The organism is Paenibacillus sp. 79R4 (assembly GCF_013393165.1).
GTDB lineage: Bacteria > Bacillota > Bacilli > Paenibacillales > Paenibacillaceae > Fontibacillus.
In genome coordinates this window covers 82,399-106,936 of the sequence record NZ_QJOT01000010.1, presented here as the reverse complement: position 1 = coordinate 106,936, position 24,538 = coordinate 82,399, and the positions used below count along the sequence as shown (strand labels likewise).

The 24,538-nt window shown below is 47.8% G+C and carries 21 protein-coding genes and 1 pseudogene; 16 read left to right on the top strand and 6 right to left on the bottom strand.

Features of this window, described 5'->3' with window-relative positions; genetic code table 11:
* Window positions 1-10: 10 nt before the first annotated feature.
* A complete protein-coding gene (locus tag DMN77_RS15675) occupies window positions 11-1,174 on the bottom strand; it encodes a Gfo/Idh/MocA family protein (protein ID WP_179015631.1) in 1,164 nt (387 codons plus the stop codon).
* 64 nt (window positions 1,175-1,238) lie between these two features.
* Window positions 1,239-2,039, bottom strand: a pseudogene (locus DMN77_RS23970) (sugar phosphate isomerase/epimerase family protein).
* Between the two features lie 184 nt (window positions 2,040-2,223).
* On the opposite strand from DMN77_RS23970, the gene DMN77_RS15665 reads away from it, so the two are divergent.
* Both DMN77_RS15665 and DMN77_RS15660 read left to right on the top strand, forming a co-directional pair.
* Window positions 2,224-3,063, top strand: coding sequence for an AraC family transcriptional regulator (locus tag DMN77_RS15665; RefSeq protein ID WP_229521013.1), 840 nt, complete (start codon window positions 2,224-2,226; stop codon window positions 3,061-3,063).
* A gap of 92 nt (window positions 3,064-3,155) precedes the next feature.
* Window positions 3,156-4,172: a S66 family peptidase gene (locus tag DMN77_RS15660; protein ID WP_068780609.1), complete on the top strand. Its 1,017-nt coding sequence runs from the start codon at window positions 3,156-3,158 to the stop codon at window positions 4,170-4,172.
* A 244-nt stretch (window positions 4,173-4,416) separates the two neighbouring features.
* Here DMN77_RS15660 and DMN77_RS15655 read toward each other — a convergent pair whose 3' ends face one another.
* Entirely contained in the window at window positions 4,417-5,052 is a 636-nt protein-coding gene (locus DMN77_RS15655) for a nitroreductase family protein (RefSeq protein WP_068780610.1), read from the bottom strand.
* Window positions 5,053-5,261: 209 nt separating this feature from the next.
* Here DMN77_RS15655 and DMN77_RS15650 point away from each other — a divergent pair, with 209 nt between their 5' ends.
* From DMN77_RS15650 to DMN77_RS15620, 7 genes are all read left to right on the top strand, one after another.
* On the top strand, window positions 5,262-5,726 hold the full coding sequence (locus DMN77_RS15650) for a GNAT family N-acetyltransferase (protein ID WP_068780611.1): 465 nt from the start codon (window positions 5,262-5,264) through the stop codon (window positions 5,724-5,726).
* 21 nt (window positions 5,727-5,747) lie between these two features.
* Window positions 5,748-5,927, top strand: coding sequence for a hypothetical protein (locus DMN77_RS15645; RefSeq protein WP_068780612.1), 180 nt, complete (start codon window positions 5,748-5,750; stop codon window positions 5,925-5,927).
* A gap of 173 nt (window positions 5,928-6,100) precedes the next feature.
* Window positions 6,101-7,234: a glycosyltransferase family 2 protein gene (locus DMN77_RS15640; RefSeq protein ID WP_068780613.1), complete on the top strand. Its 1,134-nt coding sequence runs from the start codon at window positions 6,101-6,103 to the stop codon at window positions 7,232-7,234.
* 166 nt (window positions 7,235-7,400) lie between these two features.
* On the top strand, window positions 7,401-9,317 hold the full coding sequence (locus DMN77_RS15635) for a beta-N-acetylhexosaminidase (RefSeq protein WP_179015630.1): 1,917 nt from the start codon (window positions 7,401-7,403) through the stop codon (window positions 9,315-9,317).
* A gap of 353 nt (window positions 9,318-9,670) precedes the next feature.
* Window positions 9,671-10,462, top strand: coding sequence for a lipid II flippase Amj family protein (locus DMN77_RS15630; protein WP_179015629.1), 792 nt, complete (start codon window positions 9,671-9,673; stop codon window positions 10,460-10,462).
* 105 nt (window positions 10,463-10,567) lie between these two features.
* On the top strand, window positions 10,568-11,218 hold the full coding sequence (locus tag DMN77_RS15625; protein ID WP_179015628.1) for an HAD family hydrolase: 651 nt from the start codon (window positions 10,568-10,570) through the stop codon (window positions 11,216-11,218).
* A 29-nt stretch (window positions 11,219-11,247) separates the two neighbouring features.
* The gene (locus tag DMN77_RS15620; protein ID WP_068780617.1) at window positions 11,248-11,784 is read left to right on the top strand and encodes a GNAT family N-acetyltransferase; all 537 of its coding nucleotides are present in this window, start codon (window positions 11,248-11,250) and stop codon (window positions 11,782-11,784) included.
* 188 nt (window positions 11,785-11,972) lie between these two features.
* On the opposite strand, the gene DMN77_RS15615 is transcribed toward DMN77_RS15620, so the two are convergent.
* A complete protein-coding gene (locus DMN77_RS15615; RefSeq protein WP_218652994.1) occupies window positions 11,973-12,209 on the bottom strand; it encodes a cysteine-rich CWC family protein in 237 nt (78 codons plus the stop codon).
* A 1-nt stretch (window position 12,210) separates the two neighbouring features.
* The gene (locus DMN77_RS15610; protein ID WP_068780618.1) at window positions 12,211-13,137 is read right to left on the bottom strand and encodes a helix-turn-helix domain-containing protein; all 927 of its coding nucleotides are present in this window, start codon (window positions 13,135-13,137) and stop codon (window positions 12,211-12,213) included.
* Between the two features lie 171 nt (window positions 13,138-13,308).
* Here DMN77_RS15610 and DMN77_RS15605 point away from each other — a divergent pair, with 171 nt between their 5' ends.
* The 7 genes from DMN77_RS15605 to DMN77_RS15575 all read left to right on the top strand — a co-directional run bounded on the left by DMN77_RS15605 (window position 13,309) and on the right by DMN77_RS15575 (window position 23,072).
* Window positions 13,309-15,087, top strand: a complete 1,779-nt coding sequence (locus DMN77_RS15605) for an ABC transporter ATP-binding protein (RefSeq protein ID WP_068780619.1) — start codon at window positions 13,309-13,311, stop codon at window positions 15,085-15,087.
* Between the two features lie 82 nt (window positions 15,088-15,169).
* The gene (locus DMN77_RS15600) at window positions 15,170-16,399 is read left to right on the top strand and encodes a DUF4349 domain-containing protein (protein WP_256872425.1); all 1,230 of its coding nucleotides are present in this window, start codon (window positions 15,170-15,172) and stop codon (window positions 16,397-16,399) included.
* A gap of 417 nt (window positions 16,400-16,816) precedes the next feature.
* Entirely contained in the window at window positions 16,817-17,461 is a 645-nt protein-coding gene (locus DMN77_RS15595) for a class D sortase (protein WP_179015627.1), read from the top strand.
* A 185-nt stretch (window positions 17,462-17,646) separates the two neighbouring features.
* On the top strand, window positions 17,647-18,783 hold the full coding sequence (locus DMN77_RS15590) for a response regulator (protein ID WP_068780622.1): 1,137 nt from the start codon (window positions 17,647-17,649) through the stop codon (window positions 18,781-18,783).
* Window positions 18,784-18,957: 174 nt separating this feature from the next.
* Window positions 18,958-19,533, top strand: a complete 576-nt coding sequence (locus DMN77_RS15585; RefSeq protein WP_179015626.1) for a hypothetical protein — start codon at window positions 18,958-18,960, stop codon at window positions 19,531-19,533.
* Between the two features lie 508 nt (window positions 19,534-20,041).
* Complete coding sequence (locus tag DMN77_RS15580; protein ID WP_068780624.1) at window positions 20,042-20,704, top strand: GGDEF domain-containing protein; 663 nt, start codon at window positions 20,042-20,044, stop codon at window positions 20,702-20,704.
* A gap of 184 nt (window positions 20,705-20,888) precedes the next feature.
* Window positions 20,889-23,072 carry an alpha-galactosidase gene (locus DMN77_RS15575; protein WP_179015625.1) on the top strand — a complete coding sequence of 728 codons (2,184 nt, stop codon included), beginning with the start codon at window positions 20,889-20,891 and terminating at the stop codon, window positions 23,070-23,072.
* 52 nt (window positions 23,073-23,124) lie between these two features.
* On the opposite strand, the gene DMN77_RS15570 is transcribed toward DMN77_RS15575, so the two are convergent.
* Entirely contained in the window at window positions 23,125-24,375 is a 1,251-nt protein-coding gene (locus DMN77_RS15570) for a methyl-accepting chemotaxis protein (protein WP_068780626.1), read from the bottom strand.
* Window positions 24,376-24,538: the final 163 nt, after the last annotated feature.

Here is a 24,538-nt window from a genome sequence, read left to right as displayed (position 1 = left end):
TGGCCTCCTCTTAATGTGAACCTTTAACATCGCTAACCTTCTGACTGACATTCTTCTGTATAGTGGAGTGATTAATTCGCTCTTGCAGCAATTCATAGAAATGATCGTGATCAAAGCTGTCTAGCAGGGCCCAGCTATCCGTCCAAGTGGAGTAATGAATGGCATTCGAGATCAACAGGCCGTAGATGCCTTCCTCGCCGGGAGCAAGCAGCTTTTCTCCATGCAAAATAGCGTTAGTAAAGTTCTTTAAAATTCCAATATGCTGCTCTCCTCCGTCTCCGGAAACCGGAATTTCCACATGCCAGCATTCGGGTGCCTGGAACGGTTCAGTATTGACGCGGTTATGCTCCCGCTCCGAGATCCGGTTGCGGTCGAAGCTGATCCGGTTATTCTCCACGACAATCCGGCCCATATCCCCGGAAACCTCCAGCCTGTTTGTTCCCGGGGCTTCGCCAGTAGAGGTGATGTATACTCCGCTTGCTCCGTTGGGGTATTCCAGATAGGCGGTAACATCATCCTCGACCTCGATATCGTAATATTTGCCGAAGCTGCAGAAGGAGCGAATGCGGCTTGGCATTCCCAGCATCCACTGCAACAGGTCGAGATTATGCGGGTTCTGGTTAATAAGCGTGCCGCCACCTTCCCCCTTCCAGGTGGAACGCCAGGAGCCCGAATCATGATATGCCTGCGGCCGATACCAGTTGGTAATGATCCAGACGACGCGCTTGAGCGATCCGAGTTCACCGCTTTGGATCAGCTCTCTGACTTTCTGATAGACAGGATTCGTGCGCTGATTGTACATGATGCCGAATACTTTGCCTGCTTCATCCGCGGCGGTATTCATCTCCAATACTTGCTTGGTGTACACGCCAGCCGGCTTCTCGACGAGCACATGCAGCCCGTTAGCAAACGCGAGGGCAGCGAGGGCGGGATGATCGTAGTGAGGAACCGCAATCAGCACCGCATCGATCAGACCGCTTTGATACATATCTGAAGCCTGCTCATACACGGCCACGCCCGGCAAATACTCATTGGCCCAAGCCCGCCGCTCCTGGCTTATGTCGCAGACCGCAGTCAGCACCATCCCCGGTACTTTATGATCCGCATGGATATGCAGGCTATGGGCCGTACCCATATTGCCGATCCCGATAATCCCTAAGCGAACGTTTTCCATTGGGTTATAACCTCCCTATTAGATACAGTAAATACAGGTTCAAAAGGATCGCTTTCCAGCAGTACTAGATACGATCTAATATTTGCAGCAGGGAAGAATGCGCCAACCTGAAGCTATGCAATCCGCCAGTCTCAAGCGTATCCGGCAATGAGGCATGCTCCAGTTCATGCAACCCAGTGAAGCTGCCCAGATGAGGCTCCAGAGACAGGAAGCCGTTATATCCGTTCGCCTTTAAGTCCTGCAGTACTTCTTCAATTCGTCCAGCTCCCATGCCGGCGGGCACATTTCGTCCATCTTCGGCCAAGGCATCCTTAATATGCACATATTTGATATAGGGCTTCAGCATCTCATAGGCTGCCGGTTAGGCTTCGCTGTTGCATTGCACGAAGTTGGCCGGGTCAAAGGCACAGGCAAAATGAGGAGAGCCAAACGTCTCCAGTAGATCAAGACAACGCTCCGGAATATCGCCGTAGATTTCTTTTTCGTTCTCGTGCAAGATCGTTAGTCCGCTGCCTTTGGCGGCATCCACAATGGCGCCCATACGCTCCATCACCTCATTCCGGTATACGGCTGCATCGCTGCCTTGCGGAATGTAAAAGCTGAATATGCGAACGAAGGGACTATTTAAAGTATGGGCGGTTTCAAAAATACGCTTGGCCATATCCAAATGGATGGCAAAGTCGTCTTGAAGCGTTATTTTGCCAATGGGAGAGCCGATAGAAGATACTTTGATCCCGTACTCATCAAGCCTGTTCTGAACCTCACGGATCTCCGGCGGGGTCAGTGTGGAAATGTTCTTGCCATTTACGCCTCGTATCTCTATAAATCGAAGGTTAAGACTGCTAAGTCCTTTCAACTGGGTCATAAAGTTTTCGTCGATCTCATCTGCAAAACCTGTAAGAGTAAATTCGGATGCTGGCATGGGCAGATCACCTCTTTTTATATTGTTATCCCCTTGAATGTAGCATTAATATTGTCATAGTTCTTCGCTCAAATTGTTTGAAACTATGCCAATCTTGCTGTATGTTGAAATAGAGGTGAATGCTAGGGTGGAACATAGAACGGTAAATTTTCATTACAGGGCGGAGGATGATTCTTTTTGGTATCACCATGTCCGGGACGAGCAACCGAATCCGCTGCATTATAAGCCGCATTATGAGAAGGGCTATGAGATTTTCATGTTTATCAGCGGTTCGGGCAGCTTCACCATCGAAGGCAGTAAATATGAGCTGGAGCCTTATTCGCTCTTGATGATAAATTCCAATGAGCTTCATGTCGTCAACATTTCCGAGGATCAGCCATATGAGCGGGCGGTCCTTACACTGGATGGCAACTTTATGGCTCCGTTTATGTCCAGCGGGGTCGATCTGTTTCGGACGATTAAATACCGCAGGTTGGGTCAAGATAACCAGCTAAGCGCCAAAACGGTGAAGGAGAGCGGATTGCTCGAACTGTTCAATAAGCTTCAACGGGCGTTAGAGCAGGGGAGTGCCGAACATGAGGTTGTCGCCAAATGCATCATTGTGCAAATCGCCTCCCTGATTAATGATCTGGCCCGGAATGATCCGCCAAGCAGCAAACGCGGAGAGCCCAAGGTCGCGGCGGTACTCGAATATATCAACAAACATCTTGAAGAATCGCTTTCGCTGGACCATCTTGCTGAACAATTTTATATAACAAAATATTATTTATGCCATATTTTCAAAGAAACGACCGGTTATACGATTAATCAATATATTACTTATAAAAGGATTCTGAAAGCCGATGAACTGATGAGGCAGGGTTTCACCGCTACCCAGGCCTGCTTCGCTGCCGGCTTTACCAGCTATTCCAGCTTCTACAAATCGTACCGCAAGCTAACGGGCAGAACGCCGAGGAACGGGAAATAGGGGAAGTTCATAATAAGATTGTTCTAAGGCAATAAATTGATTTAGAATGGATGAATAATCAAAGTGAAGTTATAGTCGTGAGGTGAAGGTTGATGATTAAATATCCATCTTTAACTTTGGGAGCTACGATTGGCGTGACAGCTCCTTCGTCAGGCGTTCCTGTAGAATTGCATGAATTACTCAGACAGGCCAGCAGCCGAATGGAAGCGAAGGGATATGCTGTAGTTTTTGGCGATACGGCCTGGACGCAGGATAAGGCGAAGTCGGCTCCGGCCCGGGTACGTGCTGATGAGCTTAACAAGATGATAGGCGATGCGCAAATCGATTTGATCATTCCACCCTGGGGTGGAGAGTTGTTAATCGAGATACTGGAGCTTATAAATTTCGAGCAGATTCAGAATAAATGGATTCTGGGCTATTCAGACATCAGCGTTCTGCTGCTGGCAGTGACTTTGACAACAGGAGTCGCTACTGCGCATGGAACGAATCTGGTTGATTTTCGCGGAGAGTACTCCGATGAGACAACAGCGATGTGGGAGACCGTCCTGAGGACGAAGCCGGGAGAAGAGGTGCTGCAGCATTCTTCACCGTATTATCAGAAGGAATGGAAGCATGATGCCCCTTCACCTTGTGTCTATCATTTGACGGAACCGACCTGCTGGAAGACGGTCTCCGGACAGAAGGTGAGGTTGGAAGGCAGACTGCTGGGCGGCTGTGTCGATGTGATCAGGCATCTGATCGGTACCCCGTTCGGGGACATCCGTCATTTCCAGGAATCTTACATCCATAATGAGCCAATACTCTGGTATTTGGAGAATTGCGAGCTGAATACGGCTGATCTGCGCAGATCATTGGTTCATATGAAGTTAGCGGGCTGGTTCGATCACTGTACCGGAATTATGTTTGGTCGCAGCGGTGCTAATCAGCCCATCGATCATTATACGGCCGAAAATTTATATCAGGAGCTTGCTGCTGAATTAGAGCTGCCGATTATTTATGATATGGACTTTGGCCATGTTCCGCCGCAGGTCACGCTGATTAACGGAGCCTATGCGGAAGTGGAGACGGAGAACGGGAAGGGAACCATCAAGCAAATTTTCAAGGCGTAGAAAGATAAATAGAAAGGATTCTGTCTGAAGTGATTCAAGGATAGCAATGGTATCTATTAAAAAAAGCGGTGCAAGGCAGCCGTCGGGCCATCTTTACACCGTTTTTCTACTATAAAGAAGTGTGTGTTCAAAAAGACCGGTTTTCAGCGTCGAAGTATATAACTACGAGAGCGCTTTTTCAAAACATTTCGCTGGATGATCTGGTTTTCTGATCCCAAGCGGATTTATTGAATAACCACTACAATTATTGCCTGCCAAACTCGTTATAGCTCACAAACTCTCCCACTGGCTTGCGGTAGCCGCGCGGACGCTGGCTGGAAGGATCGGCCTTGCCGATCGTAATCATCATCGTAGGAATATAATTGTCGGGAATGTTCAGCAGCTCTTGCACCGCATCCGGATCAAAGCCGATCATCGGGCAAGTATCCCAGCCTCTATCTTTGGCCACGTACATGAACAACTGTGCCGACAGACTGGAGTTGCGAATCGCCTCATCGCGCATAAATTGCTTACCGCCGCCTTCATAGAAGCCAGTGACAGAGTCAATCTCCATGTCATACTCCTGTTTGCTAAGGACTCCCAGATTCAAAAAGCCTTCATTGATCCGGGCGACATCCTTATAAGCGTCCAAATTGCCCAGAACGAGAACCACCGCAGAAGCGGTAAGCACCTTGTATTGTTTATTGGCTGCAACGTACAGCTTCTCAATCATGTCACGGTCATTGACAACCACGTAATGCGCATGCTGTAGATTGAACGCAGATGGAGCCAATTTGACCAGCTTGAATATTTCTTCCAACTCTTCGACCGGGAGTTGAACCCCTTTAATAAACTTATTCGCCGAACGACGATTTTCAATAATTGAGACAAAGTCACCCATGAGTAGCACTCCTTATGTAAATGATAATGAACAAATGGATCATTTCTTTAATTCATAATATTATTATATGTTATTTGCTTACTTTTTGAAAGTGAACTTTCTATGAATAAGTATGATTATTTCTAATTTTGTTTTTGGTCCACGCGGGAAACATGATAAGATGAAAATAATGCTTCAGACAGGATTATTTTGGAATAGGGGATTGCAGAATGGAAATCGTATATAAACTGCTGGATTTGCAAGCCGGGCAAGAGGTTCCGTATGAGCTGCTGCTGCTCGCTGATCCTTCCAAGTCGCTGGTAGAGGAATACATAGCAAGGGGAAAATGCTATCTCGCTTATATCAATGATGAGCTGGTAGGTGAATTTGTGCTGATTCCAACACACCCGGGAACCCTGGAAATTGTGAATATTGCTGTTGCAGAGCAGCAGCAGGGACGTGGAATCGGTAAGAGGCTGGTACTTCAGGCCATCGAGGAAGCCCGGCGCTTAAAAGCGCGTTCTGTGGAAATAGGCACAGGTAATTCCAGTCTGCTTCAACTGAGGTTATATCAAAGATGCGGTTTTCGGATGACGGGGGTGGACCGCGATTTCTTCGTTAGACATTATGAGGAAGAGATCATAGAGGATGGGCTTCCCTGTCGTGATATGATCCGGCTTCGCCTGGATTTGTAGTGAACTTAAGGAGGGGACGCTATGAATCAGTTGATTGAATGCCCTTGGTGCCATCACGAGATTCAGATCGTTCGCGGACGTTGTCCTGAATGCCATAACCCAGGGGAAGAAAGCCGGGATGCTGGGATCGGCGCTGGATCTGCTATTCGGCAGGTAATGGTTGTGCAAGCCTGCGAACCGGAGTTTGAAAAGATGAAATAAAGCATAAAACGACCCAAAGATCCTGCGATGGAGATGATCCATGCGGGACTTTTTGACTTGTTCGCAGCTGGCTGATCATTTCTCATTCCATGGGAATATGCTGGTTCCGATTCATACCGAGAAATCTCGACTCATATGTTGATACAAATCTCGGTATGGGGGTTCCGTTGCTAATGATGACTATAAGCTTATGTATGATCGTAAAAGATGAGGAAGACACCCTGGAAGCATGTTTATCGCCGCTCTGCCCCATCGTTGATGAGATTGTCATCGTGGATACAGGGTCAACGGATTGCACGAAGGAGGTTGCTGCCAGGTTCGGGGCTTGCATTTATGATTTCGAGTGGATCGATGACTTTGCCGCAGCGCGCAATTATGCCTTTGAACAGGCGACGAAGGAATATATGATGTGGCTGGATGCGGACGATGTCCTGGGGCCCGAGGACTGTGTGAAATTGCTAGAGCTGAAGGAAAGGACGGAATTTGCATATGACAGTGTGACGATGTCCTACCAATTGACTTTTGATGAAGCGGGGAAGGCGGTTTATTCCTTAAGGCGAAACCGTCTGGTCCGCCGAGCTTGCGGATTCAAATGGATCGGGGCTGTTCATGAGTATTTAGCGGTGTCGGGAAATATTTATCACAGCGATATTGCTGTCAAGCATAACAAGCGGAAGGAATATTCTGATCGTAATTTACGCATTTATATAAACCGGCGAGCGAAAGGGGAGCTGTTTACACCGCGGGATCAATATTATTTTGCAAATGAGCTGTACGATCATCAACGTTATTATGAGGCTGCTGTGCAATATGAGAAATTTTTGCAGGATGGGCTGGGTTGGATAGAAGACAGGATTGCGGCCTGCCATAAGCTGGAGGAATGCTACAGACAGCTTGGGGAGACGGAGAAATCGCTGGAAGCGCTGCTTCGGACCTTGCTGATCGATGCTCCACGTGCAGAGCTATGCTGTAAATTAGGCGCTTATTTTGTAGAGCAAGAGCGGTTTGACACGGCGATCTACTGGTACCGACAGGCGCTTTTAATCGGTTTGCCGCAGAACCCCATGGCTGTACAGGAAACGTATACTTCAACGCTGCTCCCGCATATTCAACTATGCTATTGCTACGATCGTCTCGGGGATCGAGTTAACGCCAAAATACATCATGAGGCTGCCAGGATGTACAATCCTGATCATCCCAGCGTTGTTTATAATGAGCGGTATTTCCGCGAGCTGGCCCAGGGACAGTTGTTGAATATGAATGACCGGCAGTCGGTTCGACCAGCTGACGAACCGTCGGATTCATAAGTTAACTATACGATTTCTAAGGACAGCACATTCCTAAATGATATACGATTGGAGATGTGTTATTTCCTATCACAAAAATTGTTCCCCATCGGGAGCATTTTTCACATATAATAGGGCCAGAGCAATGAACGTAACGATAATATTACTAGTGTGGGAGGAATTATTCGTGAAACTTCATTTTGAAGGGGATATGGCTGACCTATTGCCAGGGATTGAAGCATTATCTCAGGAGCTTTCATTTACTTTGTCTGATGACGGAGGGAAAGTTCAAGTGGGGCCTTCGACAGCCGAAGATGTGCTTGAGGTTGGACTGGAGGAAGGGAATGCTTACATCCGCTACGGTCAGAAGCATCAGTTCTACCGCGGACTTGGCTTGCTGATTCAGCAGGGGCAAACGGGAAGACCCTTTCATATTAAGGAGAATCAACAATTTGGCACGATCGGTCCCATGTTTGATCTGTCGCGCAATGGTATGCTTACGCTGGACAGCTTCAAATTTCTACTCCGCAAGATGGCGCTAATGGGCCTGAACACCGTGATGCTGTATATGGAGGATACTTACGAAATCTCCGGAGAGCCGTACTTCGGTTATATGCGCGGCCGCTATAGCGCAGCCGAGCTGAAGGAAATCGATGACTATGCGGATCAGTTCGGGATCGAGGCTTTCCCAAGCATTCAGACCTTAGCTCACTTGGAAGAGTTCCTGAAGTGGGAATCGGTAGCTGCCTACAAAGATACCAAGGGAGCTCTACTGGTGGGGGATGAGAAGGTAGACCGATTAGTAGAAAATATGCTGGAAAGCGTAAGCGCCCCTTTTAGAAGCAAACGAATCCACATTGGCATGGATGAAGCCGAAGAGCTTGGACGCGGTAAATATTTGGATCGGAATGGTTATGAGTCGCGGTTCGATATCATGATCGGTCATTTGGAGAAGATCTTGAAGGTAACCTCCCGACTAGGTCTGGAGCCGATGATGTGGAGTGATATGTTCCTGAAGCTGGCTTCCGAGGATGGCCGGGATTATTACAACTCCGAAGCGGGAATTCCGGAAGAAATGGCTAAGCGTATTCCGAAAAATGTGGAAATGGTGTATTGGGATTACTATCACACCGAGATGGAGGATTACGAGAAGCAGATTGCCAAGCATCGTCCGCTTGGATGCAATCTGGCATTTGCGGGGGCCGTCTGGGTGTTTAACACATTTGGCGTCAATTATGGCTTGTCCTTGCGCGCTACAGATTCTGCGCTGAAGGTGTGCAAGCGGGAAGGCATTCGAGACATCTACGCCACGATGTGGGGGGATGACGGGAATGAGAGCAACCCGGTTGCTGCTTTGCTGGGTCTTCAGCTATATGCCGAGCATGCATATACAGAAGGCAGCCTGGCGTGGGAACAAGTGACGGAAAGGGTGAAATTCTGCACGGGGATCGAGGCGGAGGCCTTCCTCAAGTTCAAGGATTTGGACGAGGTTCCGGGCTCCGAGCCCAATAATGCGAGACAGAGCAATCCATCGAAATTCCTGTTGTATCAGGACGTATTGCTGGGCTTGTTTGATAAACAGATCGAAGGACTGGAGCTTAACGAGCATTATGCGGCCCTGGAGCAGGCATTGCGTGAGATCCGTGACCCTAAGGCAGAGCTTGACTATATCTTTGAGGTGCCGGAGAAATTATCCGGCGTACTGAAACAGAAGAGCGAGATCGGCATTCAGCTCAAGCAGGCGTATGATTCAGGAAATACCGAGGTATTGCGGCATATCGCAGCCGAGGTGCTTCCGGCAATCTCCGCTTCCGTTCAGGAACTGCGCCGTGCTCATCGTAGACAGTGGATGCGCATCTTCAAGCCGTTTGGCTGGGAAGTAATCGATATTCGCTACGGTGGTGTGATCAGCCGACTCGATACCGCTTCCGAAAGGCTGCTTGACTATGTTGAAGGTCGTCTGGAGCGAATTGAGGAGCTGGAGCAAGAGCGTCTCATTTACAGCTTCAATAATCGTTTCAATCATATGGGCGTCGGCTGGTGCAGCTATTATTACCGGATGGCTTCTCCGAACGTATTTTTCCATGTATTGAATCCACTATAAACTACTTATTGCGGCTCCGCCTCGACCTTGAGGATGGGGCCGTTTCTATTTCCCCATGAACAGAGGGAATGAAGGGGAAATGGGGTTGTCTTTTTTAATAAATCCAACTATGATTATGGTTATATTTCCCATCAAGGAATACATATACTAGCTCGTTAATAACTATGAATACGAAAATACAATAGTAGATTAAAGGGGCTGACGCCGGATGAGCGAGGTCGTTAGAGGTTATTGTTATTATGATGAGTATGCTCTGCAGGAAGGGTTCGATGGGTGGGTCCGAGATTCGCACAAAGTTTGGCAACAATATCGCATTGCGACAAAATATTATGTGATTGTGGCGGTAAAACGGTATGGCGATTAATTTAACGATTGTGTTCGTGCTGACGATGATTATCCATACGTCTGAGACGTTGTCCTACTCGATTCGCTATGCCGGGGTGAAATTGAATAAAATCGCGGTCGCGCTCTCGCTGACGGGCATGATTGTGCTGGTATCGAGAACGGCGAACATGATTCAGGCTCCGCTTACGGCTAAATTTATCGATTATGCGAGGGTGGATGCTTCCTTTGATGTATTGTGGTGTCTGCGGATTATTCTGTTCGCGGCTTCTGCCGGTACACTGGTCGCCTTATTTTTGTTCCCGACTTTTGTGAACGTCTTTGAGCGGATTATCGCCAAGTTTGAGGTCGTAGGATCGCTGCCCCGTTTAATCGCCAGCGTCACGATCGGACAGATCAAAAACTCCCGGCATTATTTGCAAAAGCCACGGTTCAGTTTTCGCCATTTTCGAATTTTAGGCATCCCGAAACGCTTCATGCTGCTAAATACTATCGTCACGGGAATATATACGGTGGGAGTATTGTCATCGCTCTACGCGGCTTATCTCTCGCCGGCATTTAGTACGACGGCCTCTCAAGCTTCAGGAATCATCAACGGGGTAGCGACGATCATCTTGACCATTTTTATTGATCCGCAGCTTGGTTTAATCACTGATCGGGCCATTCATGATGAAGGCTCCAAGCACCAGCTTGGCAAAATATATGTTATGCTGATGTTATCCAGGTTTCTGGGGACATTATTGGCACAGCTATTTATTGTTCCGGCGGCCTATCTCATAGCTTGGCTAGTTCAAGTGATTTAATAGAATCCAGGCAGATCGAGAGAGAGTGGGCGATTAGTAAATATATTCGGGCATGATCAGAGCTGTATATAATGCGCTGGAAATCTAGCATCAGGAGGGAAAACGATGAGCAAGCAAGCCTTTATATTCGACATGGATGGAGTCATTATTGACAGCGAGCCGCTTCATTTTGCCGTAGATATAGAGACGGTGGAGCATTTTGGACATCCTCTTAGCAAGGAACAATTTGAGAAGTATGTGGGCATGACCAACCCTGAAATGTGGGCGGATATTAAGCGGGAATACGGAATTGCCCAGACTGTGGAAGCGCTGATCGAGTATCAGCTGGCACAGAAGATTCAGGCGATTCAAAATATGGATGCGGAGCCGATGGATGGAATCAGGCCGTTTATTGCTGAACTCAAGCGTCGCGGAATTGCGATTGGACTTGCCTCTTCCTCACCAAGAGTGTTTATCGAGGCCGTTCTATCCCGGTTTGAGATGCTAAATGATTTTGGCAGTATCGTAAGCGGTGAAGAGGTTCCTCAGGGCAAGCCGGCCCCCGACGTCTACCTGGAAGCAGCCAGGCAATTGGGAGTGGAATCCGAACGCTGCGTTGTCCTTGAGGATGCGAGACATGGGGTTACAGCGGCCAAAGCGGCGGGGATGAAGTGTATCGGCTTTTTGAATCCGAACTCCGGAGCACAGGATTTGTCACAGGCGGATCTAATTATTGATCGCGTTGGAGCAATTCAATTGGATGATTTTTTTACATAGTTTAGCTAGGAATAGGGAGGAAGTCTATTATGCCGCATCTTATTGGGGATCGTATTGTGTTAAGAGAATATCGGAAGGAAGATCTGCCCAGCATTCGTAATTGGGTGAATGATCCGGATATTACGGATACACTGAGTACGGTCTTTACCTTTCCGCAGTCCGAATATGATAGCGAGTCTTTTTTGAATATGATGATGGAAGGCAAATCCAACAGTATGCGAGGGTTCGTGATTGCGGATAAAGCTGCGCTCGACTATATTGGCCAGATTGATCTGATCAGAATCGATTGGCAGAACCGTTCTGCCTCGCTTGGTATCGTGATTGGCCGCAAGGATTTGCTAGGGCAAGGAATTGGCCGTGAAGCTATTCATTTGCTCAAGCAATTTGTATTCCAGTCCCTCAATTTGAATCGGCTAGAGCTGGAAGTATACGATTATAATGAGAGAGCTTATCGCTGCTACCGCAGCTGCGGCTTTCAGGAAGAAGGCAGGCTGCGGAAGAAAATATTTAAAAATGGCAGCTATCACGATGTCATTATGATGAGCGTATTGGCTGATGAGAATTAAGTTAACGTAATAAGACGGCCTAACAAAATCGAGTTGCGGATAGAAAAAATTCCTGCCCTATGGCAGGGATTTTTCTTTTGCAGGAATTCTCGCTATATAAAGCTAAACGCATTAAAAGCCTGCAGAAATGCAGGTTTTTCTGATCATATAAGCTTATCAGCCTATCGCTTCTATATCATACATACAGATTAATGCACACCGTGCTTGGCAATATACGTTCTGACGCAGTTTTCGCAGACACAGGCTTTGCGGCGGAACCGATCGGGAATCTGCTCAAGCAGTGGCTTGGGAACGGATAAATGATTGCACCAGCAGGTCGTATGTGGTTGTCCGGCAGCATAGGCGCAATGATTAGGCTGCCCGCATAACGGACAACGCAATGGGTTAATCTCCGCAATTTTGGGGTCGGAATGGTGTGAACTCAATTTAATGCACCTGCTCTTGTAAGTTGATAGGGACCAAATGATGACGCTCGTTCAGATTATTCTTGCGAAAAGTGCTGGGAGTACAGCCCGCCCAGGCTGTGAACTGCCGACTGAAGCTCTGGACGTTCTCATATCCGATTTTGTGGGCAATACGTTCGATCGAATCGTTGCTGGTCACAAGCATCTGCATCGCTTCCTGCTGCTTGAGCACCATCAAATATTCGCGCGGGGGAATTCCAAAGGCTTGCCTGAACAACCGATGGCAATGCCGCCTGCTCACCCCAAGCTTGCGCGATATCTCTTCAAGCCAGTCACTATTGGCATCCTTATCTGTCGTTACCCCTGCTGCAGCCTCCTCGTTATTTCGCAGAACGAGCGCTTGAATCTCCTTCGCTACCCGATTAGACAATTCCGCATCGAAGGACAGCGGTCCTATATCATGGGTTACGGAGAAATATCGCTGCATCTCGTCGAGAATGGTATAAACCTCACGCATCAAAGACATCTTAGCCCCGCTATGATGGAACAAGGTGTCGATAATACGCTCAACGGAAGACTTCACCTGCTGGTTCAACGGATGACCCGACGGATAGAAGCCCTGATTGTTGGCGCCGATGAGATGGAGAGTTTCGGTGTCCTCGATATGGATGTGCATGGTAAAGAACGATACTCTCTCCGACAGCCTGACCTGAAAATCATGCACCATCATAGGCGAGACAATGATAATATCTCCGGCCTGCTGGCTGAATTCGTTGCAGCCGAGAATCGTAGTCAAAGTGCCTTCCACGACGAGGAGTATCTCAAGCATAGTATGGTGAACATGCCGTCCGCAGACCCAGCCGTTCTCAACAGTTCTCGTATGAGGGGAGAATAAGCAGGCCTCCGAACGGCAATGGGGGAAATATATTTCCGGGTAATCGGGGGTCATGTTAGATCCACTCCTTGATGTCCGATTTAGTTAAACAATCCATAAAAAACAGACCGATCATGTTATAGAGATCAGGTAACAGGAGTTCTATACTAGTCACTGATGTTATCCCTGGTTCAAATGATCCGAATCCATCACTCACTATCATAATCTAAAAAGCAGGTGAATCCTATGGCAAGACCAGAGATTTCTCTGGATTATTCAAAAGTATTCGAAAATGAACAAGGAACTAAAATCAAACCGTTTAGTTTACTTGCGCGTCTATATCGTAATCATGTGGGGAAGGTCGCCTTATCGGCATTTTTCTATACAATTAAAAACTCCCCAACCTGGGTGCTGTCGATCGTCACAGCGAACATCATTAACATTGTAAGTTATCCTGAGCGTCATTCGATCCGTGAGTTCTGGATCAATATGATTCTGGTCATCATCGTTATTGCGCAAAATATCCCGACGCATACCCTTCATGTCAGTTATATCAGCAAGGCGGTTCGTCATGTGGAAGCAGGGCTGCGCAGTACGCTCGTTCGCAAAATGCAACAGCTATCTTTAAGCTATCATGGGGATATGAATGCGGGGAAGCTGCAGTCCAAAGTGCTGCGTGACGTTGAAGCGGTCGACTTCCTGTCTAGGCAAATGCTTATGACAATCATCCCGGCCGCGATCAATCTGGCGATTGTCGTTGTGCTCACGTTATATAACAGCTGGATCGTTGCTCTATTTTTCCTGCTTATGGGACCAACGGCGATTTATCTGGTTCGCTTCTTCAACACTAAAATGTCGCAGCGCAATCGCGAAGTCCGGAAGAACATCGAGGAGATGTCAGGAAAAGTATCCGAGACCGTCGAAATGATTCCGGTAACCCGGGCTCACGGGCTCGAAGAAGTGGAAATCCGCAAGGTAGACGCCGCGCTGGAGAATATCCGGGATCGTGGACATCGCCTGGACGTATTGGAAGCTTATTTCGGCTCCTCCAGCTGGGTTATTTTTCAATTGTTCCAGGTGGGCTGCTTGTTCTTTACAGCTTATCTCTCCTACCAGGGTTATATGGAGATCGGCGACATCGTAATGTACCAGAGCTTTTTCAATATGATGATCGGTTCGGTGACATCGATCCTTAACGTATATCCGAACCTGGTCAAGGGCTTCGAATCGCTTCATTCCGTCACCGAGGTCCTGTTGTCTGATGAGACGGAGGAGTACAAAGGGAAGGTTAAACCCGAAAAATTCAGCGGCGGCTACCAGTTCAAAGGAGTCAGCTTCAGCTATAAGGATTCGGACCGGCATGTGCTGGATAATTTCAGTCTGGATGTGAAGCCCGGGGAGACGATTGCCTTTGTCGGCGAATCAGGTTCAGGTAAATCTACCATTCTGAATTTAATTATCGGCTTCTACAAGCCGCAATCCGGCAGCATTCTAATCGATGGAATGCCGATGAATGAGCTCAGCATGTCGCGTTATCGCCAATCGCTAGCCATTGTACTCCAGAACAACATCCTGTTCTCCGGTACGATTCGGGAGAATATTACTTACGGTCTGCCTCATATTTCGGAAGAGAAATTACAGCGGGCGGTATGGATGGCTAATTTGCAGGATGTAATTGACAGTCTGCCGGAGGGCCTGGATACATCGGTTGGCGAGCATGGCGGCAGACTATCCGGTGGGCAAAGACAGAGAATCGCCATTGCCCGCGCGTTAGTTCGTGATCCGAAGATTATTATTCTTGATGAGGCTACTTCTGCGCTTGACAATGCTTCTGAACGACATGTTCAAAATGCGATGGAGCAGCTGATGCAAGGACGAACAACGTTTATCGTGGCCCACCGCCTCTCGACCGTCAAGAACGCCGATCGTATTATCGTGCTTAAGAAAGGCAAGATTGTCGAAACAGGCACTTACGAACAATTGCTGGATAGAAAAGGCGAGTTCTATAAGCTGAAAAATATGTAAAACTTATCATTCCTCTAGCCCCGGTTCATACATTGGACTGGGGCTTATTCTATTGAAGGGAACTTAAGCGGGCCAGGCATATTTGCGCAACATTCCATATTCTACCTCCGTCAAGATTGATAAGGTCGGCCTTCATGAAGCTGACAGAGAATTGGCCGGACCGAACTATATCAAAGAGCATGGGGGCATGATGATGAGCAAATGGAGGAATTGGAAAACGGCAGTCTTGCTTGTGCTAACGCTATTATTAAGCGGATGCGGAAGCGCCGGCGTTTCGCACAACGAGTCAAAGACGGGCAGTGATGCCGACTTCGCTGCAGCGGATAAGGCGACCAGCATGGACGCTGCCGCCACAGAGTCAGTCTCAAAGCATCAGAGCGGCGACCCGCAGTTTGCTCCGGATGGTTCTGGGAATCCAGGCAGCTCCGGGTTTCAAGGCGCAGATATGCGGGCGGGCATGAACAAGAAATTGATTTACACGGCGAATGTCGTCATGCAAGTAGATGACTATAGCAAGGCGCAATCGGAGATCCGCAATCAGGTTGCTTTGGCAGGCGGATATATCGTTGATTTTTCAGAGAATCGCTCTCTCGAAGAGCAGGGGGGAACTATTACGATCAAGGTTCCTTCCACGGGCTTCTCCTCCTTCTTGGAACAACTAGAGAAGCTGGAGCATACCTCTTTACAGCGCAGCATTCAAGGGCAGGATGTATCCGAGGAATACGTAGACCTGGAATCGCGCCTGAAGGTGAAGGAAGCGATGGAAGCCAGGTATCTCAAGTTCATTGATGAGGCAACGAAGACCAGCCAGCTTGTAGAGTATGTCAATGAACTTGAACGAATTCAGACTGAGATTGAACAGATTAAAGGGCGGATGCGGTATCTTGATAGCAATGTCTCTTTCTCCACCGTCGAAATCCGATTGTATCAGCCGGATGTAAAGGCCTTGCAAAATGCAGGTCAAGAGAGATCTCCCTTGCTGGAGAGAGCGGGCAAATCGCTGCAAGGCAGCATTCAAGTGGTTTCGGCCCTGTTCGAATGGCTGGTTGTTATTCTTGCAGGAGCGATTCCTGTCATTGTGATCGCCGGGATTATTTTTGCCATTGTATGGTTGTTGCAAAGAGCGATAAGAACTAGAGCGAGGCGCCACAGAAACTACGAGTATCAAGCGATTCCAGCTTCTGAAGAGAAGCAGGCCCATCACCCGGAAGCAGCGGAGTCTTTGACGGAAAGTCAACCATCTTCAGCTGCCGAAAAAAATGATTCTGTTACGCAAATCGCTGAGCCTGATGCAGATAAAGAGTCAAAGTAAATCTCTGTGTTGAGAATTTGTATAGCTGCTCTAAGTAATATTAGGATGTCGCCGCAAGATCAGCGTGGTACCGGAAGTAGTGCAGCTATTGAGAGCAAATAGTTGACGAGGTCGAAGGCGCTATTGCTAGAAAAAGGTTAGAACTAGGGACTCGGCAAGCGGACGCCGGAGCACTCATGCTGTGAACCAATCTGATGGGAGGACTGTAGGGTTCGTTGCTTCGTTAAGGCAGCTGGTTTTCAGCATTGGAATTTGGGGATCGCCTTAGGTGGAGTCAACGAAGCGAATCGTCCTGCTGATCCAGGCGAACACAGAGGCAATGGGATATTTGACCTCAGCGTTATACCTTTTCTTCTATTTACTCCCAAGGTAGATGAGAAGGTATAACCATTCCACCAACCAGATTCGAGCAGGGGGGTGAAGGGAATTCGCAAGCTATGGTGGTTGTGTATTGTGCTTGGCGTAATAGTGATTGCGGCGCCGAGGGTTATAGAGCGGTATGCCGACCGTGAACAGGAGCGCCTGCTGCAGGCCGCGGAGCAGCGGGAAGCCCGGCTCGATCCGGGTCTGATGGCCAGCTATGAACAGCTGTCAGGCTACTTACAGGAAGGAGCTGCATCAGAGGACGATGACTCGGAAGGCGGTGCGCTTTCCGTTCCTGATGAGGAAGGATTGCTTGGAATTATCGAGATTGCGTCAATCGATGTAAAGCTGCCGATTCTGGAAGGAGCGACAAAGGAGAATATGCGAGCTTCTGCCGTACATTTATCGGACACGGCTTCGCTCGGTTCATTCGGCAATGCTGCGATCGCAGCTCATCGCGCCAGGACAACCGGTCGTTTGTTCAACCGGCTTGATGAGGTTCAGCTTGGAGATAAGATCATCATTCATACCAGGGACCAGATATATACTTATGAGGTTATCAATATATTGGTTGTTGAACCAACCGATGTATCTGTATTAAGCAGCGATGGGAAAAACAGCCTATTAACTCTGATCACATGCACTCCGTTAAATGTATCAACCCATCGGCTTATCATACAAGCCAAATTAATATCATGAAGTGAACATGTTGCTGCGGGAAACGCCTAACCAGGCGTTTTTTTGTCTTTGTTGTGCAACTTTCAGACACATTTAGCGTTAATATGATGTAATTCATGCATCTCGATATAAGCGATTCCGCTTCATATGATATACTTTTTGATAGAATACCGTTAATTCAACCCAGTAAGGAGCATGATCCTACCATGAGAATGATCCTCGTGGATGATGAGAAGCTGGCCCTGGAATTTCTCGAGCGGCAATTATCTAAGGTTGGCGATATTGAAATCGTTGGCAAATACACGGATCCATTGATCGCCCGTGACGAGATTTTGCATCGGGAGGTGGATGCCGTATTTTTGGATATTAGTCTCCCGGAGCTCGATGGGATTCGATTGGCCGACCAGCTGCTAGAGAAGAAACCGAATTTAAATATTATTTTTGTGACCGCATATAATGAATATGCCGTACAAGCCTTTGATTTGAATGCGCTTGATTATATCGTGAAGCCGGTACAGACGGAGAGATTGATCAAGACGCTGGACAGAATCAGGCAACGGATGAACCTCCGGGCAAAATTGCATGTGATACATAACGGAGATATTCATCTGAATGTCTTCAGACAGGTTACCGTGGGCGAGATCGGCAATATGTCATTGTTGCAATGGCGGACCTCCAAGGCACAGGAATTATTTCTTTATTTATTGCAGCATCGTGAACAACTGGTCCGCAAGTCGGTACTGATTGATCTTCTGTGGCAGGATCACGATTCTGAGAAAATCTATTCCCAGCTGTATACTACGGTATATCATATACGTAAAGCGCTGGAGCCCTATAAAGATCGGTTCCAAATTGCGAATACTACCGATGGTTATGTCCTGCACTTGAATCAAATCGTTCTGGACATTAACGAGTGGGATCGCGGGATAAGTACGCTTCCGTCATTAACCGCGGATTCGATAGATGCTTATCAAGAGCTGATTAAGCTGTATACCGGAGATTACTTGCAAGAATACGATTACTGGTGGGCGGAGAGCGAACGGCAACGCTATAAGAGCCAATGGCTTAAACTTAGCTATGATATGGGGGATTGGTACTATCAGAATAACGATTTGGAACAAGCGGCTGCCAGCTATCTGAACATTATCTACCATGATATTCTGGAAGAAAGGGCGTATTATCAACTGATGGTTATCTATTCCGAGCAGCAGCCGGCGATGGTGCATCGCCAATATCAATTGCTGGAATCAGTGCTGGAGGAAGAGCTTGGTGAGGCGCCGAGCGATTACATTACGGAATGGTATAAGATGTGGCAGGAGAGCAATCAAATAGTGAAGCAATAGGCGGGTCAGGCTGCCAGAACAACAGCGAGGTTCCTATCATGAAGGAGTGAGTCTCGCTGTTTTTTTTATCCGCTCCACAGGTGTTCAGAAATTGTATAGGCGTAGATTATATACTTCTGACAGTGGGGCTCGCAAGAATGAATAATTGCTATTTGAGGAGGAGAGTCCACGAGTATGAATATCATCAGAAATTTCAGAGACGAGTCTATAGGCCTTGATCTTGACTCTCTGACAGAAATTAAATTGTACAAAAGCATGAGCAGAACTACCATTCATTACTGCAGAGGGTTCTATATCAATTGTCAAGGCAATCTGGTTGGGGTTGTTGCCACTCCGGGAGGGCCCGCCTTTTTTTATAATCTGGATATTTATTTTTTGCGTGAAAGGCCATTTCGCTTTACCCTGGAGTCCGATCAATTCAATAACACGGTACATTTCTCGCAGGACGGGCGGCAAAAGATGCAAATCACTTATATGCGGGAGATCAGCCTGCAAGAAGGAGACTGGGCCGATGATGAACTGCATGACTTCTTCCACTGGTTAATCAAGGCGGTAAATAATCGCAAATTCTATGGATTCTACACGTTAAATAAAGGGCAGCCGCTGGCTTGCAGCTTGGCTGATCGTGATGGCCGTGAGGGAGCAAGTATGTCTACTGCTGAATATAACTCTCAAGATTCAGTTGATCTTGATGATGCGATCAGACGAGCGGATGAAATCCTCGACAATCTGGATGAGGTGACAAATTAGCAGATTGAACAAGTGTGCGAGCCGTTGACAGCCTTTGTAAAGAAGGGTCAGCATGGATAAGGAAAAGGGCCTGAGCTGCTTGCTGTAGGTTCGTAAATAGGTAGTAGGGGCCGAAGGGCACAGTGGACGCTTTTTCCGGGCTTTGATCGAAGATCAGACTGCTTGGCGGTCTGGAAGGATCAGGGACGGGGCAGGCGTCTTTTCTATCCGTAGAGAAATTGTAGAGCCGTATTGTGTACGCTAAAGATTATGGTTTATCCTACTGATGTCTTACGTCTTTAAGATTATGAACCAGGCTTATATAACTACATGAAAAAGTTCTGATTCTATAAAAAAATGGAAAAAAACAAACTTTGTTGCAAACAACTTATAAAAACTGGTTAATAAACATCTTTTGCAACTATTGCTTGAGTTGGATCGTTCTTACTTGTATATTTAGAAAGTGCAGTCCGGAAGTACGGTTATTACATAACATGAGTGGAAAATAGATTTGGTTGGTGGTGAACGAATGAGTAGATTAGTAGATAGTATTCCAAGCTGGGCGTACATCGTTAACATTGTCGTCTTAATCCTAATAGGCATCGCCTTACATGCTACCTTTAGCGAACGCTCCAGGTTGAAACGTCTTGCTTATCGTGATACGGTCACCGGTCTATATAATCGCAATGGGTTGGATCGCTTCTGGAAGAAATATAATGGCAAGGGAAATCTGGCGATCATGAGCCTTGATCTTGACTACTTCAAGGAAGTCAATGATACCTTCGGGCATCATATGGGGGATATGCTGCTTCGCGCGGTCGGCAAAGATTTGAGACGGGTAACGAACAAGCATCAACAGGCCTACCGGGTCGGCGGCGATGAATTTCTAATCATTCTTAAAAATTGTGAGCAGGATACGGTCGAAATTCTCGCTGAGTTAATCTTGGGGAAAATATGCCGGCCCTACTATATTGAAGGGCGGGATATCGCGATTACCGGAAGCATCGGCATCAGCATGGCGGATGGACAACATGCCGAGCAGCGCCGTATGCAAGAGGAAGCGGATATTGCCATGTACCGGGCCAAGCGTCTCGGCAAAAATCGTTATACTGTCTATAGCAGCGGTAAGATCAGAGAAATAAGCAAGGTAGAGCCAGTCCGCTTGCCTAAGAAGAAGAGCAGCGTGAATTGAACGGATGATATGAGAGAATAAACTCCAAAGCCAGGCGGGACTTTCCAGGTTCTGTCTTTATTTTTGTAAAATAACACAAAAGTCCATATACCAGATCACTTTATTATCGTTACGGCAGCAAGGTGGCATAGTAGAATAAAGGGAGTGCGCACAGTATTTTGAACGATGCTTAGGAGGAGCCGACATGCCTGTTTTTTTTGATGAAGCAAAGGGAATCTTTCATTTACAGACGCTGGGTTCAAGTTATGTAATTCAATTGGTGCGGGGATATGCAGCACATGTCTACTATGGGAAGAAGCTGCGTCAGAACAGTAATCTGGACGGGATGTTAGTACATACTGGACGGGCTTCCTTCAGCCCGAGCCTTCCGGGGGACCCGTCGTTGTCGCTGGATGCTCTTCCCCAGGAATACCCTCAGTATGGAACCGGGGATTTCCGCTATCCTGCTTATCAGGTCACACTGTCTGATGGTACGCGGATTACTGAACTGCTGTACAGATCACATCGGATTATCCAGGGCAAGCCGGCTCTTAAGGGACTGCCTGCCGTCTATGTGGAACAGCAGGATGAGGCGGAGACGCTGGAGCTGGAGCTGTATGACAATTATTCGGGTCTTGTTGTCACATTGAGCTACAGCGTATTTACGAATCTCGATGTCATTGCAAGATCCGCCAAATTTGTGAATACCGGACAGGAAGAGATCCAATTGGGGCAGATGATGAGCGTATCGCTTGATTTCCCGGATCATCAATTCGACAGCTTGTATTTGCCTGGTGCTTGGGCTAGAGAACGCCATGTCGTCAGGAAGCCGCTTGCTCCAGGAATTACCGCGATCGGCAGTCGCAGAGGGGCCAGCTCGCACAATATGAATCCCTTTTTCGCTTTGCTCCGACCGGATGCAAGTGAACGTCAAGGTGAGGTATACGGATTCAGTCTGGTATATAGCGGAAATTTCCTGGCTCAGGCGGAAGTAGATCAATATGGAACTACACGGTTCTCCATGGGCATCCAACCGTTTGATTTTGGCTGGAAATTGCAGCAGGGCGAGAGCTTCCAGTCTCCGGAAGTGGTCATGGTCTATTCGGCGGAGGGGATCGGCGGGATGTCACGGACGTACCACAAATTGTACCGAACCCGATTATGCCGAGGACAACATCGCGACGCGGAGCGTCCTGTACTCGTCAACAATTGGGAGGCTACCTATTTTCATTTCAATGCTGATAAGATCGAGGATATTGCAAGCGCGGGCGCGGAGCTTGGTATCGAGCTGTTTGTATTGGACGACGGCTGGTTTGGACATCGGGATTCGGACAATAGTTCCTTAGGGGACTGGTATGAGGATCGGCGCAAGCTGCCGCAAGGTTTAGGCGACCTGGCAGCCCGTGTTCAGGGCTACGGCCTGCAATTCGGCCTATGGTTCGAGCCTGAGATGGTCTCGCCGGACAGCGAGTTATACCGGGCCCATCCTGATTGGTGTCTGCATGTTCCCGGCCGACGCCGCACCGAGGCCAGACAGCAGCTGATCCTCGATCTGTCCAGACCGGAAGTCCAACACTATCTGTATGACAGACTAAGCGATCTATTATCAAATGTGCCCATCTCCTACGTTAAATGGGATATGAATCGCAATATGACCGAGATAGGTTCCGCAGCGCTTTTGCCAGAGCGGCAAGCGGAAACTGCTCATCGATATATGCTGGGACTTTATGCATTGCTGGAACGGATAACGAGCCAATTCCCGCAGGTATTGTTCGAGAGTTGTTCCGGTGGCGGCGGACGATTTGATCCCGGTATGCTCTACTATATGCCGCAGACCTGGACCAGCGATGATACAGATGCCGCGGAACGCTTGAAGATCCAGTATGGTACCAGCATTGTATACCCGGTATCTGCGATGGGGGCCCATGTGTCGGCCGTGCCAAACCATCAGGTGGGCCGGATTACCTCCTTGGCTTTCCGCGGAGATGTCGCGATGTCAGGAAACTTCGGGTATGAGCTGGATTTGAGCAAATTCACAGCTGAGGAGAAGGAGATTGCAAAAGCGCAGATCGCTGCTTATAAGCGTAGGCGTTCTCTTGTTCAGACAGGGGATATGTTCCGCCTAAAAAGCCCGTTTGAAGGTCAAATGACAGGATGGATGTTCGTGAGCGAAGACCAGTCGGAAGCGCTGTTGTTTTATTATCAAGTATTGGCAGAGCCTAATGCTCCGATCCATTATATCAAGCTTGAGGGGCTTGATCCGCAGCGGAATTATCGACTGGAAGGATGCGAGGCGCTTTATGGGGGAGATCGATTGATGTCAGCTGGACTCCCCATGCAGCTGGAAGGGGATTTCTCAAGTCGAGTAATCCATTTGCACGGATGTTAACCAATAGAAAGGGCTTCATTCCCAGCGGGAGTGAGGCCCTTATTTTTTGCTATTAAAATTTGAAAATATGTATTGTCTTTTGTAGCTGGAATACGGAATTTTTCATCTCTTCAATATCCTTCGCCAGAGCTTGAACGGAATTGATCTGTTCATTCATCGAAGCAGATACTTGCTCTGTCCCTGCTGCAGACTGCTGAGTAATAGCCGAGATATTCTGAATCGAGGATGAGATATTGTGAGCACTTTCCAGCATGGATTCGCTCTCTTGGGTGAAAGCAGCGATCTGTTCCGAAATGTATTGAACACTTTGTACGATCTGCTGGAAGATCTGCTCTGCTTCACGGATCATCTCGCTTTGCTGATGGACGACTTCCTCGTTGATCTTGATATTCTGGCTTGCGCGCTGAACGTCTTGCTCAATGCTTCTAACGAGGTTGAATACTTCCTTTGTAGAAGTGGTTGATTCTTCCGCCAGCTTGCGTACTTCCTGGGCAACTACGGCAAAGCCTGCACCATGTTCCCCGGCTCTCGCTGCTTCTATAGAGGCATTAAGTGAGAGAAGGTTCGTCTGCTCGGCGATCTCAGAGATCGTTGCCGTAATCTTGGTGATGCCTTTGGCATTGCGGGCCAGCGCATCAATGGATTCAGCAACCTTTTCGGTAGCATCGATGTTCTTCTTCATCCCTTTGGCCTGCATAGCGACGGAATCACGGCCTTTCTCCACAAGCTTCAGCATATCAGAGGAACGCTCATTCATTACGTGGGTTGACTCCGCGTAGTTGCTTACCTTTGTTTCGATTTCACCGATAGAGTCCTTCATACCGCCTACATCTTCGGAAATTTCGTTCGCCCCAAGGGCAAGCTCATTAGACGAAAGAGCGACCTGGCTCATTACCTCAACAAGTTCCTCATTCCGGTCCGAGATGGATCGGCTGGAGTCCATAACCTTGCGGGTGATGTCCGAGGTTTCCTGGAGGATCTTGCGCAGCTTGTCCACCATACTGTTAAAGGAACGATTAAGGTTCTCCATTCCCCCCGATTCCATGATTCGGCTCGTGAAATCACCTTTGGCAATCTTTGCCGAAGCATTCGAAATATCGTCAAAGGAACTCGTAAGCGCAGTCTGCAAATAGCGAGTAAATGGATAGGTAAGTCCCGCCAAGACAGCGATTACACAAATTCCGACTACAATTTTGCCAACCAAAATAAAGGCTATAAGCGTTGGAACGGCAAAAAGTGCGGCCACAAGATAACATGCTGCTGTAATCTTCTGATTAAGGGGTAGTCTGTTGAACCATGACATAGGGATAATGACCTCCTTGTAAATTAGGATAATCCTACCACAATTATATCATCGAGTTGTGAAAGGGGATACAACGAATTATATGATTTCTCCTAAACTTTGAAACGTTCGGGTTATTATGGAACATCGCAGTAGAACCAAAGCCGCATAGATTATTTTTTTG